This is a genomic window from Mucilaginibacter sp. PAMB04168 (genome assembly GCF_039634365.2).
In the GTDB taxonomy this organism is placed as follows: domain Bacteria; phylum Bacteroidota; class Bacteroidia; order Sphingobacteriales; family Sphingobacteriaceae; genus Mucilaginibacter.
In genome coordinates, this window is the sequence record NZ_CP155079.2 from 185,902 (window position 1) to 203,148 (window position 17,247).

16 protein-coding genes are annotated in these 17,247 nt (G+C 41.6%); all 16 read left to right on the forward strand.

Annotated elements, in window-relative coordinates; genetic code table 11:
* Window positions 1-14 precede the first annotated feature (14 nt).
* The 16 genes from ABDD94_RS00795 to ABDD94_RS00870 all read left to right on the forward strand — a co-directional run bounded on the left by ABDD94_RS00795 (window position 15) and on the right by ABDD94_RS00870 (window position 16,857).
* Window positions 15-530, forward strand: coding sequence for a hypothetical protein (locus ABDD94_RS00795; protein WP_345949718.1), 516 nt, complete (start codon window positions 15-17; stop codon window positions 528-530).
* A gap of 3 nt (window positions 531-533) precedes the next feature.
* The gene (gene tssO / locus ABDD94_RS00800; RefSeq protein ID WP_345954272.1) at window positions 534-1,016 is read left to right on the forward strand and encodes a type VI secretion system TssO; all 483 of its coding nucleotides are present in this window, start codon (window positions 534-536) and stop codon (window positions 1,014-1,016) included.
* Window positions 1,017-1,038: 22 nt separating this feature from the next.
* Window positions 1,039-2,004, forward strand: a complete 966-nt coding sequence (locus ABDD94_RS00805) for a PKD domain-containing protein (protein WP_345949716.1) — start codon at window positions 1,039-1,041, stop codon at window positions 2,002-2,004.
* Between the two features lie 24 nt (window positions 2,005-2,028).
* On the forward strand, window positions 2,029-4,398 hold the full coding sequence (gene tssR / locus ABDD94_RS00810; protein WP_345954273.1) for a type VI secretion system protein TssR domain-containing protein: 2,370 nt from the start codon (window positions 2,029-2,031) through the stop codon (window positions 4,396-4,398).
* 9 nt (window positions 4,399-4,407) lie between these two features.
* The gene (locus tag ABDD94_RS00815; protein WP_345954274.1) at window positions 4,408-6,897 is read left to right on the forward strand and encodes an ATP-dependent Clp protease ATP-binding subunit; all 2,490 of its coding nucleotides are present in this window, start codon (window positions 4,408-4,410) and stop codon (window positions 6,895-6,897) included.
* Between the two features lie 97 nt (window positions 6,898-6,994).
* Window positions 6,995-7,432, forward strand: a complete 438-nt coding sequence (locus tag ABDD94_RS00820; RefSeq protein ID WP_345949713.1) for a type VI secretion system contractile sheath small subunit — start codon at window positions 6,995-6,997, stop codon at window positions 7,430-7,432.
* Window positions 7,433-7,466: 34 nt separating this feature from the next.
* Complete coding sequence (locus ABDD94_RS00825; protein ID WP_345949712.1) at window positions 7,467-8,855, forward strand: DUF5458 family protein; 1,389 nt, start codon at window positions 7,467-7,469, stop codon at window positions 8,853-8,855.
* Between the two features lie 117 nt (window positions 8,856-8,972).
* A complete protein-coding gene (locus tag ABDD94_RS00830; protein ID WP_345954275.1) occupies window positions 8,973-9,542 on the forward strand; it encodes an NAD(P)H-dependent oxidoreductase in 570 nt (189 codons plus the stop codon).
* A 120-nt stretch (window positions 9,543-9,662) separates the two neighbouring features.
* Window positions 9,663-10,061: a type VI secretion system tube protein TssD gene (tssD, locus tag ABDD94_RS00835; protein WP_345949710.1), complete on the forward strand. Its 399-nt coding sequence runs from the start codon at window positions 9,663-9,665 to the stop codon at window positions 10,059-10,061.
* An 89-nt stretch (window positions 10,062-10,150) separates the two neighbouring features.
* Window positions 10,151-10,543 carry a type VI secretion system tube protein TssD gene (tssD, locus tag ABDD94_RS00840; RefSeq protein WP_345949709.1) on the forward strand — a complete coding sequence of 131 codons (393 nt, stop codon included), beginning with the start codon at window positions 10,151-10,153 and terminating at the stop codon, window positions 10,541-10,543.
* Between the two features lie 97 nt (window positions 10,544-10,640).
* Window positions 10,641-11,537 carry a hypothetical protein gene (locus tag ABDD94_RS00845; RefSeq protein ID WP_345954276.1) on the forward strand — a complete coding sequence of 299 codons (897 nt, stop codon included), beginning with the start codon at window positions 10,641-10,643 and terminating at the stop codon, window positions 11,535-11,537.
* A 1-nt stretch (window position 11,538) separates the two neighbouring features.
* Complete coding sequence (locus ABDD94_RS00850) at window positions 11,539-12,147, forward strand: hypothetical protein (protein WP_345954277.1); 609 nt, start codon at window positions 11,539-11,541, stop codon at window positions 12,145-12,147.
* Window positions 12,148-12,162: 15 nt separating this feature from the next.
* Window positions 12,163-13,965, forward strand: a complete 1,803-nt coding sequence (locus ABDD94_RS00855) for a phage baseplate assembly protein V (RefSeq protein WP_345949706.1) — start codon at window positions 12,163-12,165, stop codon at window positions 13,963-13,965.
* 7 nt (window positions 13,966-13,972) lie between these two features.
* Window positions 13,973-14,917, forward strand: coding sequence for a hypothetical protein (locus tag ABDD94_RS00860; RefSeq protein ID WP_345954278.1), 945 nt, complete (start codon window positions 13,973-13,975; stop codon window positions 14,915-14,917).
* A gap of 30 nt (window positions 14,918-14,947) precedes the next feature.
* Window positions 14,948-15,496, forward strand: a complete 549-nt coding sequence (locus ABDD94_RS00865; protein WP_345954279.1) for a hypothetical protein — start codon at window positions 14,948-14,950, stop codon at window positions 15,494-15,496.
* Window positions 15,497-15,543: 47 nt separating this feature from the next.
* Window positions 15,544-16,857 carry a hypothetical protein gene (locus tag ABDD94_RS00870; RefSeq protein ID WP_345954280.1) on the forward strand — a complete coding sequence of 438 codons (1,314 nt, stop codon included), beginning with the start codon at window positions 15,544-15,546 and terminating at the stop codon, window positions 16,855-16,857.
* Window positions 16,858-17,247: the final 390 nt, after the last annotated feature.

The window sequence follows — 17,247 nt, forward strand, 5'->3', positions numbered from 1 at the left end:
GATTTTATATTTACATGAAGCCGGTCAACAGTCGTGATTTAAAGCGTGCCTATCTTGCCTTTACAGCTTATTTTTTATTGCTGCTCTTTTTCAGCATTGCATCCGTTTATCTGTTTTTTTTAACCTCCGATCGTGAGGTTGCTCAATTAAATGAACGCGTTAAGCAGTCCGAAAAACTGATCTCAATCCGAAATAATATCAACAACAACTTTGATATTATTATTATGCGGATGGCGCAGTTGTCTCAGTACACTAAAGTAAATTCTGTTGAACTTAACAACGAAAATCTGTTGTTAAACGACATTCAGGAAAGCAACCTGAAAATACAAGCAGCGTTGCAGCAAAATAGCCTGCCTTTAAAAAGCTTTGAGCTTTATAAAAAAATGAGCGACAACATTAGCACAGTTGCTACCATCAAAGATTCGTTGTTTACCACGCGCTTTCAAATTGAAAGTGCCCGTTTACAACTGCAGTCTTGTAACCGAACCAACAATTCGGCTGTTAACAAGCTAAAAAACTTTAGAAGATAAACTATGAAATTCAGCATTAAAGAACGCCGTGAAAAATTCTTGTTTTTTTTAGGGATCTTTCTGTTTACCGCTGCTGTTTTATGTACAGCCTTATTCTATAATCGTGGCAATGCAAGTGATATTTCAAAAAGCGATTTTTCTAAACGATTACAGGAAGAGGACTATTTTGAAGCAGCCGTAACACAAGCATTACCAGCTATCGATACCACTTATGGGCGTATTGTAAAGTTTAATCCGAATGTACAGGCCGTGTTTCTAGAAAACGACATTAAGAATGCTATTACTGCTATCAGGTCGTATTACAACAGCCGCCCTTACGATAACCGTTACAAATGCTTTATATACGCTTCAAAAATTCAGGAAAACTTATTCTATGACAAGCGTGAACTAAAAGGGAACTACAACGACATAGCTCATATTAATAAACTTTTAGACGAATGTAAATTATCGACCAGGCAGCTACAACAAAGCCTGGGCGCGCGTTAACCTAACTTAATACTTTTCACTTATGCAAGACGATTACCGCAATGGCCGCTCGGTTGAAACCAACAGGCAAAACTATCTTTTCCTCTACATTATCGTTTCTGTACTTTTGTTAGCCGGTCTTATTTTCTTATTCAAAAACGCATTGTTTGATGATAAGACGGTTAATGCAAAAATCCTGAAGAACGAGATATATCTGAATGAGGACCTAGTTTATTCGGACAATACCCAGGGCGCCAACAAATGGCTTTGGGAGTTTGGCAATGGCGAAAAAGCAACTACACAAAGCGGTACGTACCGCTTTAAAAAGCCGGGCGCTTATATTATCCGCTTAACCGTTGATGGTAAATTACAACAGCAATTTCCTCTTGATGTAAAAGATACGGTGGCTGCGCTGGCTAAAGATACCTTGCTTACTATAAACGGCCCAACACAAGGTATAGTTAACGAAGAGGTTAGGCTGGAGGCCCAGGGAGACGCCAGGATATTTGAATGGTCATTTGGTGAAACCGGCCGTATTGATGTAAAAGGACCTACTGCGCTGTATACCTACCACAGCCCGGGCATATATACGGTAAGGCTAAGTACCGATAAAAATAAGAGGCCTGTTTATCATCGTATACGCGTTACCAACCCGGACTCGGCCATTGTTAATGCTATAATAGCACCTGGCGAAGGCGAGCGTAAAGCGATAGACGACATCAGGGCACATCTGCAGGCTATTGCTAACGGTGCCGATTTTAACCATCATTATTACTACCTAGTTAATAAATATTTTTGTGGTGATGAGCGGGTTGCCGTAAACCTTGATGCAGGGGGCGACAGCAAGCAAACTGATTTGTATACCTATTGCATGCGATTAACGTTTGGAGGCGGCATTAGTATTGATGAAGCCCAGGTAACGGCCAAACCCAAGTCTAACTGTTCAAGCCTGTTAACTGTAAAACAGCATTCTGCAACATCAGCTCAAGGTATCAAACGCACTAAATAGTACTTTCCTACAATCTATCCTGCCATGAAAAAAATTATTATTGCACTCACTATATTATCGGCTTTAACGGCCAAGGCGCAATCGCCTGTTTCTATCAGCAAAAAAGTAAAAACAATGCCCGCGGCTTTCGAAAAGCCAAATGATAAAACCAACGTATACGATGATGGTAAAACCACTTCGTTACCTTGGATAGTTTTTTCAGACCGCGATGAAAACTATACTTATACAGCGCCCGGCGGTTCGCTGGTTATGAAAAAGCTGAAGTTTATGGAGCCGTTCTACATAAGCCAGGAGAAAAACGGTTATGTAAAGGTAATTAAATATCAGCCTGGTATGGTTCAGGGGCGTAAACTGGTTAATAAAAAGGCGGCCCAAAGCTACGGTTGGATCAACAAAAACAAAGTTTTGCTGTGGCAGTCTGCTTACGTGAATCCAGCAAGCGGGCATGTGCAAAAAGCCTTAACCCTGGTGTCGGGTAAAGGTGCATTAGCTAACCCTGATGTATATTACGATAAAAGCGATTCACTTTACGTATACACCTCTCCCGATTTATCCCAGAAAAAAAACAAAGTTGCGCTTAATCAACTACTTTACATTTATAAAAAATCGCCCGATGGCAGAACTGTATTGGTAGGATCAGACGACCAATTGATTGCCGATAGTGCAGCCCGTAGCGTTTATGGATGGATACCTGCTGATGCTGTGCATGGCTGGGGCGATCGTTTATACATTGGCACAACCAGGCCGGGTTACCAGGCCGATGACTCAGCAGCAGTGCTTATTAATTCGGCTTTACAATCAGGCAGTCCGCTGAGTGGTCAGTTTGTATTTGATCCGCTAATTGATGCCGACCAGCCCTTGTTACGCAGCCTGCCGGTAATCACGCCTCCTTCGGCTACTAATGCGGGTACAATGCAGGTGGGTTTAGCTACTGATGTTTATGATAAATCTAATAACAGCATATTAAATATTAAAGGCGGCCATATTACGTACAAAAACTACCTGGCTTTGCGCCGGGGAATGCGTCAGATTAACGTGGTGTTTGTAGTGGACGGCGGAAGCGCCATGCGCAATTATTTTGGCGGTTTAACCAGTACTATTCAATCTTTTGAAAAAACCTTTAATGCGTATAACCAGGGGTATCCTGTTAGTTATGGCGCTGTTGTTTACCGTAGCTCAAGCAATTGTACAACAGGGGGTATAGAGCAGCAACCTTTTAGCACCGATTACCGCCAGGTGGTACGCTTTATGGAAAAGCAGTCCATTATAACTTCTGCTTGCGATGCCTCCACCAACAGCCAGCCGGTATTTGATGGCATCAGTGCTTCGCTCCAAATGTTCGCCAATCGCCCCAATCAAAGTAATTTAATTGTATTAATCGGCAGTACAGGTAATACGGATTATAGTAATGATGCTGTAAGTAGCCTTGCGGCTCGAATGGCTAACGTGGATGCAAGATTGCTGGCCATACAAGTTTATAGTGATTACAAGTCTATTTACAATGATTTTGTTATACAATCGCGTAAACTGGTATCAGAATCGGCTAATTTAGCGGCGGAGCGTAAAAAGAGCCGCATGGTGGTTGGCGAAGGCTTAAGTAATACCCAGCAATTCAACACCTCTGTATCCGATTCGGTATCTTTCTACCTGGACTATCCCCGAAACAGCCTGGTGCAGGGTGCTGTGATTTTCCCACCTAAAGGTGTGGTTAAATCTAACCTGGCAATGGAAACTTCGCTTAAAAAGCTATTGGCCGAAACTCAATACGATATTAAGACGCAAACGCACTCGCTGGATAGTGCTTTTAGGCTTACCGGTCGTGAGCACCGCTATGTAACGCCTTTGGTGTTATCGCAATTAAGCCCGCCGGTATCGGCAACCCTGGGCGACAATATGCCACACAACGGTTTTAAATATTATTTTGCCGCCAATGTACCTGCTAATGTAGTTGCACAAAACCCGCAACAACTGCAATATCTTCTTATTTTAAACGATGCCGAGTACAAGCAAATGCAGGATGTATTATCCATGATGATTGGAGAAAACTTGCAGCAAGACGCCAGTAACTTTCGCAGAAAATTATTTAAAAATTACCTGAACATTTTGCGTAAAAACATGAAGCTGGACCTGAGCCGGGGCGATATTAAACGCATGAGTTTGGCCGATTATATTCAAAAAGCCATTGGCTTACCGCCTTTAGCAAACCCGGCCCTCGGCAAGTATAAGGTGGTTGATTTAAAACGTGATGGTAGCATGCCGCAACAAAAATTTGAGGCCTATATTAATTATTTAATTACAAGCCGTAACGCCGTTAAGCAACAAGCTATGCTAACACAACATTTTGATTCAAACGGCAAAACTTATTACTACATAACTCAAGCCAACTGGCGATAATCTATAATTATGAACATCATCAACTTGAGTGAATCGGTAAAAACCGCTGTTCGCGTTGCCCAATCTCTAGCCAAAGAATATCATCATAAAGAGTTTGGTCCGGCCCACCTGCTTAAAGGGTTATTGCATCAGGAAGTAGGGCTGCGTAACTTTTTAACGTCTATTGACAAAGACCCGGCTTATGTAGGCGATTGGGCCGACATCCGGATGGAAGATTATAATACAGCCATTAATGTGCCCGACGAAATGTTAGGTAACGATGCTGTTAAGCAGGTATTTGACGAGGCTGACAACATACGGTTAAAATTGGGGCTAGATAGCATTACGCCCGTATGCGTGTTAACCGCACTGGTTAAACCTAATGTAGGTTTTGATGCCGGTCAGCTTAAATCGCTTCCCATCAAAGAAAAAGAACTGCTGGATTTGTATCTGCAGGACGATGGGGTAAAACAGGCTGTAACATCAGGTAATTACGCAAACGGAGATCCAAATGCGTCTGCAGGGAGCGGTACATCAAACGGCGCACTCTTAAAATACTGTATTGACCGTACAGACCTGGCCCGGCAAGGAAAAACAGATCCTATCATTGGGCGCGACCGTGAAACCCGTATGATTATGGAGATATTAAGCCGGCGTACCAAACCCAACGTAATTATAACCGGTGATGCAGGTGTGGGCAAAACAGCGCTTATTGACGGCCTGGCGTTGGATATTATTCATAATCGTGTACCACAGTCATTGTTCAATGTTAGTTTGTTTGAGCTGGACATGGGGTCGCTGATTGCTGGTGCATCTTACAAGGGCGAGATTGAAGACCGCCTTAAAAATATATTGCGAGAAATTAAACAATACGAAAAAGCAATATTGTTTATTGATGAAATCCATACGCTGCTTGACAACAAAGGCCCGGTTGGCGGCGGGGTAGGCAACTTGCTGAAGCCCGAGCTTGCCCGCGGAGAAATAACCGTAATCGGCGCAACTACTGTTGATGAATACCGGAAAATAATTGAGCCCGAACAAGCTTTTAGCCGCCGTTTTGAAGTATTACAGGTAAATGAGCCTGATATAGATACGGCCATTAAAATGCTCGAAAGATTGGTGCCGCACTATGAAGAGCACCATCAGCTCAAAATAAATATTGAAGCCGTGCATGATTGCGTACGCCTAGCCAAGCGGTACCTTAAAGACCGCCGTTTGCCCGATGCTGCTTTTGATTTAATGGACCGGACGATGGCAGCCATCAGGCTGATGAATGATACTTCAGACAGTACATTGAAAGAATTAACTGAGGATTTCAACACGTTAAAAAATAAAGAGGCGGGGCAAGCCGAAGTATCAGATTATAAATGGTTGTACACACTTCTTCAAAATAAAACAAGCGCTGTTTTGTTAGGCAAGTTGGAGGATGATGCCCAGGTAAGCAGTTTTGAAACGCCTGCTGAGTTTGAAGAGTACTTTGAGCGCAACTTACCTAAACTTCAGGCGCTGGCCCAGGAGAAAACCAGCGAGGTTGACAAACAAGATATAGCAGCCATCATATCATATAAAACCGGCATCCCATTAGGCAAAATCCAGGCGCAAGAGCAGGAAAGGCTTTTGAACATGGAAAGCTTTTTGAAAAAGAGGGTAGTAGGACAGGATCAGGCATTAAAAGCTGTAGCTGACGCTATTTTGGAATCGCGAAGTGGGCTGAACAAAAAAGGACAGCCTATAGGCTCTTTCTTTTTACTTGGCCCTACCGGAACAGGTAAAACAGAATTAGCCAAATCCATAGCCGACTTTTTATTTAATGATGAAAAGGCAATGATCCGGTTTGATATGTCGGAGTTTAAAGAAGAGCATTCTGCGGCATTATTATATGGTGCGCCGCCGGGCTACGTAGGTTATGAAGAAGGGGGCTTGCTGGTGAATAAAATAAGGCAGCAACCTTATACTGTGTTGCTGTTTGATGAGATTGAAAAAGCTCACCCATCGGTATTCGACATCTTTTTACAAATACTGGACGAAGGCCACATGCACGACCGGCTGGGCAAGGAAGGCGATTTTTCAAACGCGCTTATACTGTTCACCTCAAACATTGGCAGCGAATGGATTGCAGAAAAATTGAGTGAAGGTCACCTGCCTTCCTCCAACGAATTGATGGAAATTATGGCCCGGCATTTCAGACCCGAATTTTTAGCTCGCCTGTCTGAAATTGTGCCTTTTGCACCCATTTCCGAGCAAAATGTGGTTAGGATATTTGACATACAACTCAAAGGCCTTATCGAAGCTTTGGATAAAATGGGTATTGGCTTTTCAATCAGCGAAGAAGCCAAGAGTATGCTGGCTTTGGGTGGTTTTACACCCAAGTATGGCGCCAGGCAATTATCGGGTGTGATACGTAACCAGCTCCGGCGGCCAATATCTAAATACATCATTGCAGGCCAGGTAAAAAAGGGACAGCATATTGATGTGGCTAAAAAAGGCGATACCGATGAGCTAGATTGGGTAATAACTTAACAATAAGCCAGTAAACTCAACGATTTAAAAACATTAACTATTGAACAGAGTTTACTACTAAGACATTTAAAGGACAGTACATCTCATTTTTGCAAATATGTTTAATTACGAAATTGGTGGCAACGAGAGGAAAGTAGATACCTCCGAAGCTTTTGGCGAAATATCTCCGAATAAAACGCTGTTTATTCAAAAATTAACCGATAACGAACCGCTGCGTCCTGAAAAGGTTGAGGGTTTAAAAACGGTGGAAGAGGTTTTTGAACATTTTAAACCGAGCATTGATGTAGAGCTTGATAGATTGGACGGCTCTTCTACAACTGAAAATCTTAAGTTTAAAAACTTAGGCGATTTTGGTGTTAAACAGTTAGTACAGCAAAGCAGTTACCTACGCAAACTCAACATTGAGCGCGAGATGTACATGAGCATCATTAAACAGCTAAAAACCAACAAAACACTAAAAACAGCGCTGGATAATGAAGAATCAAGAGCCGCTTTTGTAAGCGCACTTAAAAACTTTGTAAAAGAACTGGAATAATTTTAGCTCACTCCTATACCTCAATACTAGCAAAATGGCAACACCAAACGAGCAAGCACTCAACGATACCTCATCGGCTCAAGGATATAAACCGGCTGAAAAAAGCGCCGCCCCCGAACTAAGCTTAAATGAAAGTTTAAATAAATTGTCCAGGGTGGGCGGTTTTGATTTGCTGGAAACTACAGTAGACGGCCTGCAAAACCTAAATCCCGAACGCAAAGCGCGTAAACAAATTTTCTTGAACGATGAAGAAAAAAAGCAGGAGCGTGAAGAACTGAAACAGAAGCTGGGCCAATGGATTGAAGCATTGGAAAGCGGTGGTTCTGTGAGCGACATGGTAGCAACCAGCAGCGAAAAACTGCAGCAGGTTGAAGAAAATCTGAATGCTAACATTAACAACGTATTGCAAAGTACCCGCGAACTAGAGCAGGCCTACCGCTCTGTGCATTTATTCTATAAAAATACCGAATCTGATAAGATCAAGAATTTGGTAATGATGAATGCCAGTTTAGACCAGTTGAAAGAATTGGACAATCCGCGTTTCATAGAATACGTAGGTGACGAACTGAAACAAAACTATGACCGGCTCGATTTACGCCAGAACTACTCTCTGATGGTTATACCGGGCTATTTAGGATCAAACAAGGTGGTAGAACGCTGGTCTAAAATGGCATACGAAAATAAGGTAATGCTGGTGACCGACTTTGCCGACCTTGACCAACCCGATGATGTGGTTGATTTATTTAGCGCGGCCAACTTAACCGGTGGTGATGCTTTTAAAGCGAATACCATTATGACCTGTAATTGGTTAGTAGGCCGTGGTAAAGTAGCAGAAGTGGGCGAAGAAGATGATCTTTATGTACCCGGTTCAGCTGCGCTGGCTGGCAAAATGTATTATACATTAATGTCACAAGTTACAGCGGGCAAAAAACATGGTGCAGTTAACGAGGTAGATGGCGTTCGCTTCGATCTAAAGAAAAGTGAAATTTCGCACCTCGAAAAACTGGGTTTGGTACCTATGGTAAACGAGTATGGAAAAGTGATGGCGTTTTCAGCCAAAACCCTGTTTAACGGTGATAATATTGGTTTGCAGACTTACTCAGTAGTTAGGGTGTTCGATTACATTACCAAAGTATTGTTCGATTTCCTGAACCGCAGGGCGTTTGAAAATTGGAATTCAAAAACTGAGCAGGATTTACGCTCTCAAATCGTGAAGTTCTTGGATAATATACAAGGACCTGACCGCCTGATTGAGCGCTTTAAAATAGTGCGGTTTGAGCGCGATGAAGTGCAGAAAGACCGTATCCACTTAGATATACATATCACGCCTTACTTCCCGGCCAAAAGCTTTGTTGTGAAGCTGGATGGACAAAAAGGTGATGACGATAGCGCTGTTTGGAACACTGAATATAACCAGCAATAATAGCTCAATAATATGGAAGGCCTGGTATAATTATACCGGGCCTTTTACGTTACATTAAGGCAATGTAAAATTGCTTGCTTTTGTTGGTTAAGCCTGCTTACCTTTATCCGCACAAAGATGAAACAGGTTGTCCTTATAAACGCAGATATTGATAAAACGCCCATTACCCGGGCGCTTATCAACGCTTACCGTGCCGGCGCAGACCGCGCTAATGCTGCTTTAAAGGAAATCACAATTGCTGATCTGAAATTTAACCCGAACAAACCATTACTAAATAAACTAACCGAAGGGCAGCCAGATTTAGCCGAGGTAATAGCCACCATACGCTGGAGTCACCATATAGTTGTGTTTTGCCCGGTGTATAAGAGTTCCATCAACTTTAAAGTTAAAGGGTTTTTTGACCGTATTTTTTTACCCGACCAAGTCTTCATCATCCGTAACCCGGCTTTTAGTAATGACTTTAGCGGCCGTTCGGCCCGGATAGTTTCCATATTAGATGAGGCTGCCTGGCAAGATTGGCAAATAAATCAGCGTACCACTTACCTTCCTATAAAGCGTACCATACTCGAAAAATGCCGTATCAAGCCTGTGCAAACTAATACTATTGGCCATTTACACTCCCTGCAAAACCCATACGCGCAAAAGTGGTTAAACAAGCTGGAAAGCTTCGGTGAAAAATTAATTTAGCTAACAATAAAGTAATTTTTATTTTCCTTAAACAATATATAAGATATATTGTAGTTAATATTGAGAGTGCCGCTTATAAATAAGGCACTTAAATATTATTAACCTTAGAAATTTATCGTTATGGCTTTCAAAGCAAGATTAAATTTTTCGGGCAGGGAGTACGATGTGCTAAACTGCTCTTATGCCTTAAACCGTGATGTTGACTCAAAGGGGCGCCCTGCTTCAGGAGTTTACGGTGGAACCATCGACATTGAAGTAGAATCAACCGAAGATACATCGGTGGTTGAAGCTATGGTGAACAACCAGTACAAGCCTATTGTAGGTAGTTTGCTGATCAAAAAGTCTGAAGAGGATGCAAAGATGAAGGAGCTTACTTTTGAAGACGGGTATATTGTAAAATATGCCGAAGGCTTAAACATCACCGGCGATACCCCGATGACTTACAAATTCACTATATCGGCCCGTAAAATTAAACTGGGTAATGCCGAGCATGTGAACGACTGGCCAGGTAGGGCATAAGTTTTCTGCATAGAGAACATTAAGAGCAGGCTTATATTGGTAAATGCTTAATATAGTTTGCGTATTGTTTAACCTTTAATTTTAAAAACATGGCTTTTAAAGCAAGAATTAATATAGGCTCAAAAGAGTTTGATGTACTGCAGTGCAGTTTTGCACTCAGCCGCGATGTTGATGCCAAAGGACGGCCGTCATCGGGTGTGTACGGCGGAACAGTACAGGTAGAAGTAGAATCGACTGAAGATACTTCTGTAATCGAATCAATGGTTAACAACCAGTATAAACCGCTGAGCGGCACCATTACCTTCAAAAAATCAGAAGAAGATGCCAAAATGAAAGAATTATCTTTCGAAGACGGTTATATTATTCAATATAATGAAGGTTTGTCTGTTGTAGGCAATGCGCCTATGTCACTAAGTTTCGTGATTTCTGCACGCCGGCTAAAAGTTGGCAATGCCGATCATGAAAATGACTGGCCTAAATAAAATTATAGCATAAGCCCTTGAGGCAATGAAATACCAGATACGGAGAGGAATACGCAAGTATCTTCTCCGTTTTTTTTGCTGTTTACTCCGATTACTTATGAAGATTAAAAAGCGTATCGTTAGTCATACACCTCCTACTGTTCAAAAGAAAAAGTCAAACATACCCACCGCTATGGAGTATGTGAATCTTTTTAATACCTGCGTAATTAATAAAGACAAGCTGCTGGCTGTTGACAAAATAATTGACGAAAAAGTGGTGGTGAACAGACAGCGTTACGAAGGTGTTTCGCAAATGGTAAAAGGCGGTAATACTGCGCAAGTTTCAGCTCAACCTCTCTTTCAATCTGCACACGTACCGTTTAATAACCGATTTGCGTCCTATGCCAAAGCAGCCTGGGAGCAATCTCCGGTGAGGGAAGATTTATTTGGGCGTTCGGTTACTGAGGTATTGCAGCCGGGGCAACAAAGCAAATACTTAAAGTCCAGCTTTGCCGACAACAGCAGTAGCTTTGGTATGAACCGCGATTTTTTTGCGATGGCTGCAAATTTTAACAGCGCAGGTGTGCCTTGGTACTTCATTGCTTGTGTACACTACCTGGAATGTAGCTTTGATTTTAAAAAGCATTTGCACAACGGCGATCCGCTTACCGGTTATACTGTGCACGTTCCTGCGCACAGGCCAAAAGTTGGACATGCGCCTCCCTTTACTTTTGAAGAAAGCGCAGTAGATGCATTAAAGCTGATGAAATATGACCAGGTAACTAACTGGAGCTTGCCATTTATATTGCAAAAACTGGAAGGATACAACGGATTTGGTTACAACCGTAAAGGTGTGCATACGCCTTATTTATGGAGCTATTCAAACCACTATGTTAAAGGCAAATATATAAAGGATGGCGTGTTTGATGCAGAGGCCGTATCACAACAACTAGGTGCAGGTGTAATTTTAAAACGCATGGAACAACGTGCGCTAATTAGTATCCCACGAAACTAAAATGGTTATCAAGAAGTATATCTTGTTGTGGAGCACGTTAACATTGTATGTCTTAACGGGTTGTAAACCTGCTCCGGGGCAGCGCAATGAGCCTAAACAGTCGGTTACTGCAAAAGTAAATGTTGCAGCTCAGTCACAGCAACCGGTAATTGATAGCGATGAGCAGCTTTTCAGGCAGTTCTTGGCACAGTTCAAATTTGCAGTGAAGCAAAAGGATAAAGCCGCATTATCTAACATGTTATATTATCCTTTGCAAACCAGTCCGCAGTGGAGTAACACTGATTTGCAAAGCTCGACAGGCAACTATCAAGACGGTTTGTTAAGTAAAAAAGAACTGCCTTTATACATGGCAGATATTTTTTCGGGTGATGTAACGCGTTTGGTTCCTGCAAGTACAGAGGATGATTTATCAGTTATTGATGCACACAGTAATGAAGATTATTATCTCAGGCTACGGCAGGTGACAGACAAAGGCACCTCGTTATATGAGTTGCAAAAACAATATGTACAGGATAACGGTAAAGAAACATCATTTGGCTTTGTATTTGGTAAGGTAAAAGGAACATATAAAATATTAAGCTATTACACACCCTGGCCGCTAAAGGGTTAACCCAAAACCTTGATTATGGAAAACAAGATCAGCGTTGAAATTAATATTGAAGGTACCCCCATCGCTCACTTTTCGAGTTTTGTATTAAACCAGCGGTTTAATGAGCATCACTCGTTTGAGCTACGCCTCAATCACGATCAGATTGAGGGCACGAACAACGTTACGCTCGAAAAATCGAAAACCTTTATTGGGAAAAATATTACTGTACAGTTTGGAAATTTTTTGGGTAAAGAAAATCAGTTTACTGGCAAAGTTACCCGTGTGGAAATATCACAAAGTCATGGTTTTCAAGGTGATATTCTAATCAGTGGTTTCAGCCCGTCTATATTGATAGACCGTGGCCCGGATTTAGGATCCTACCTTAATAAAAGCCTTACTACTATATTGCAACAGGCTACCGCCGATGCCCCGCAGAACGACCTAAACTTTCAGGTTAAACCAACCTATACCTCTCCTATAGATTATATGATTCAATACCGTGAAAGCGATTTTGAATTCATCAATCGCTTATCGGCCGAGTATCATGAATGGTTTTACTATGACGGTACCAAGTTAAATTTTGGTAAGCCCGACAAATTGGAAGAAGTGGACCTGGTTTATGGACGTGATCTGCATAGCTTGCAATACGGTATGCAGATAGCACCGCTCAAATATCAGAAGTTTGCTTACCATTCGCCGCAAGACCAGGTTTTTAGTGCACAGCCAGCTGCGGCCTCATCGTCTTCGCCAGATTTGTCTCATGTGGTTTCAGCATCTGATCAGGTCTTTAGCAAACGCTATAATGAGCCGCTTAACGTTCGTATCAATTCACAAAAGGAGATAGACACATTTGTTAATGATGAACATAATGCGCTTGTATCAGAGTTGCTGAACATCATGGGTAACGGCGATAACCCACAAGTGGGGTTAGGCAAAGTAGTTAATATTAGCACCAGTATGCGTGCCGAAACCGGCTTTCAGGTGCAAGATTTTGGAAAGTTTTTGGTAACCGCAGTTTATCATCAGTTGGATGGCGTAGGCCATTATCAAAATACATTTGAAGGCGTATCGGCCAGCAGTGAAAAGCTAAATGTAAAGCAGGCGCAGAAACCATTTGCTGATATGCAACTGGCAACTGTGCTGGATAACGACGATCCGAAAAAACAGGGACGGGTAAAAGTGAAGTTTAAATGGCAGTGTACCAGTAACGACCCTACCGAATGGTTACGGGTAGTAAGTCCCGATGCTGGCAGTAGCGATAAAGTAAACACAAATAGAGGATTTGTTTTTGTTCCGGAAAAGGATGACCAGGTTTTAGTGGCTTTTGAAGAAGGTAATATCGCCAGGCCTATTGTGATTGGTAGTATGTTTAGTGGTAAAACCGGTATTGGCGGCGGCGTAGGCAACAACGGTAAAAGCCTGATTTCAAAAAGTGGGCATATGCTCAGATTGGATGATTCGGCAGGTATTACTTTTATTGATAAAAGTAAATTAAACCATATTGAAATTGATGGCAACAACACAATAACCATTACTGCCGACCAAACCATAAAGCTGGTTACCGGCGAGAGTTCGATTACACTTAATAGTAACGGAACTATTGACCTTGTAGGACAAGTGATTAATATACAGGGTAAACAGGCTATCAATGCTAACGCCTGCGATATGCCCGGCAACGCGGTTAACATGGGCACTTACGGCACAACCGCCATTGCTATTGAGAGCCAAAACAAAACCGTTACTATTGCAGGCGCCTTAACGGTATTTTCAAATACAACAATAAGTACTACCGCTAATGGCAAGCATACCATTACTGGAAATCAGGTAGACATTAATTGATTTTAACATGAGCAGATTGCGCTTTTTTGAAGATTCACAACCCACTGAAACGGGCAGTAAAAATCCCGTTTTTGTTCCGTCTGGTCAGGAAAAAAATGACGATGGTTTAGATGATAATTATAAATTATCGGCCCGTTACCGGTGTGAGCAATTTAATACCACTAAGGTAGAAGATCATATTACTTTTCACTGTGATACCAAAAAGCAGTACTTACTTAAACTTACACCCGGCCGTAAAGCACAGGTTGTGCTTGAGCAATATTTGTATAAAGTAAACCCACCGGCGCTAAAAGATGCTATTGCTGCTACAGAAAAGTTAGAGTTTGATAAGGAAAACGTTGCGTTTGGCTTACATGCCGATAACTCCATCAAAAGTGTCAATAATTTCGCTGCCTTGCAGCAAAAATGGAACCAGTTTAAGCCCGAACTTATTAATTCAGAACTTTACAGAACAATAGGACGCACCAATCCGGCCGCCGCAGAGGGGCTTATTCAAGGCGGTGATTTAGAATTTGGAACTGAAGATGTTTTACTTAAAACATATGATAAATCATTGTTTTACCATACCATTTTTAATGATTTTGATCCCGAAAAAGATAGGGATAGCAAGCAGCAGCTCGAATTTAATTCGCAGATATTTGTTAATGTACCATTAGAGCTTGAATTAACACATGGTGTAATTAACGATAGCGAGCGTACCACCGAAGTAATGACCGTAGGTAAGTTAAACAAAGGCAAGCTTAACGAAGACACTTTAATACAACAATACAATCAGTTTTACAAGCCTATCATCGAGTACGATTTCACCGAATACATTTTCGAGTACGTTATAAGGCGTACAGTTGATAAAAATTCAGGTTTAATTTTAAGTGCAACCGTTCAGTTAAAAGAGGCTGTTAAATATAATTATGAATTTGTTACGCAGTTTGACCTCAAAAAGCTGGAAGACTAGCTTGTAGTGTAACAATATAATACTGTGAATATGCAACAGCAACCTGAAATAAAAAAGTTTCAGTTCAATAATGTGGTAACATTTCCTTATTACATCAATTATGTAATGGGATTTTTCATTGGCTTGCCCCTGCTTTTTTTATATGGAGAATATGGAATGAGGTATCTTGGTATTTGGGGACTTATACTGATTTTTTTGATAGTAGGGTTAACAGTTATGGGGATTACTAAAGCATCATCCAAAAACTTGTTGTTATACTTTGACAAAGAGGCGCTTTATATTGTTGAAAACCATAAACCCCCTCAAAAAATAATGAAAGACAGTATTGACGGGGTTTACAGTTATGATTACAATCGTATTGAAAAATCTTTCATTTCATTACAAATTAAATTTAAGACCGGTAAAAATATCTCTATCACTGATATGGATACAAGTGAGAAAGTAGACCAACAAAAAGCCTTATTGATGAGTGATTTTTTAACTACGTTAAAAAAAGAAATGGGGTTTGAATTTATAAAGAAGAATACGGGGCGCAGCTTACAAAAGCTGGGTGCCTGTTGGTACTCAAGGCCGCAGTAAGCAACTGCTTTTAAACAGATATATGGTTCACCATAAAGTATAATATTATGAGCGTTTCTTATATTCCCAAAAACGTGTATGCAGTATGTACCTTTCAAACAGATAATGCACCCCGTATGTTTATTGATACGCGAGCTAAAATCAGCGTATTTTACAGCCAAGGGCAGCGTACGCTATTAACTATTGAGGATAGGAATATTAATGAAGAATTTCCTTGCAAAAGCCCTAAAAACGCCATGTGGAGTTTTCTTGCTTTTGGTGCAGGCTTAATTGTGGGCGCTTTCTTGCTCTCCAACCCGGTAGGGTGGGTTATAGCACTTGGAGTAGGCTCCATGATAGTGGGTGGTTATTATGCAACGCAAATTAATCATAAATGTACTGGTGCTTTGGGTAACGGGCATTGGGCACTGGAGCATCCTAAGGTAAGATTTAATCAGGAACGGGCAATAACCCACAATTCTATGTTGGTATGTGATGCTGGTGGGGTATTGTCTCCCATTTTTAGCCTAGATGTAGCTAACCGCTATGCGCAATCAATTTCCGATAACAATGCTGGTGAAATTTTCTTTAACACTATTGCTTCATTTTTTGGAGGAGCGGGTGCAGTATTGGCTTTTAGCGGAGCTACTGCAGGGGTGGTAGGTATGGCTAAGCTGGGTGGCATAGCAAAAACAATAGGCTGGATGGGTGGAACAATGGCATTTGTTGCAGCGGGCACTTATGGCCAGCGTGAGGTTTTAAGAAGTAATTTGGCCCCTGGCAATGAACACTACACCCGCCTGAATGAGGTAGATGCTAACAATCCGGTACCTGGTTATGTACCAAATCCGCTTGGAGCTACGCCGGGCGATTTAGGCAGTCCCGACATCTTAGAAGTAGACGCCAAATCAGGATGGTTTGCTAAAGATCAGGAGGGTAGAACAGTTGTTGTTTTCAATGGACGGCAATATATTAAAGATGTGCAAGGTAACTACCGCGAGTTTAAGGAAAGTACAAAACTTGCCAGCGATTTAAAGAAAATTGAAGGGATACCCCCACGCGAACTGCATAAAAATGAAATAGCTCGTCAAATCACAAAGGACATCAGGCAGGGCAGGTATAACGAAAGTATGGTAAAACTGTCTAGAGACGGTAACCAGGTAGTACGTCCAAGAGACTTAATCCGTGTATTGCCTGATGCGCGTGCCGTAAAAATTAACAGTTTTAGAACATTAGGTCAGCTGGGTGTAAAAGGAGGAGGACTAATTGCATTTGTGTTTCCGTTTGTGGCTACCCGATTTTCTGAGCAGGCACGTGCCGAGTTAGCATCGGCTATGGCCGAAGACATGAACAATGGTATAAACGTAACCTGTGACCAATAAAAAGGTACCGTCCTTTATCAATACGCCTGCAATAACTATTAATCATTGCAAGGAGCATCTACTTGCAGAGCAGACTAACGTATTAATAACGAAAGCTAAAGGCCGTATGGAACGCTGATGCCAAAGCGTATTTCGGACATGAATTGTGTTTGACATAGCTTTTATTTAATATAAATAGCTTCACACCCCACTTTACTGATCCGAAGTTGATTTATATAACGCTTGAGTACCTTTTTAGCGATGTTTTGATAGAACAGATAGCTTAAAAATGTGTGCGGCCAATTAATACTGAACTTCGACACTTTAGTTACCTCTATGCGTATAAGCAGACAAAATACTGCATGGACGTAGACAGGTCGACAGCCATTCAAAAGAGACCTATTATAAACT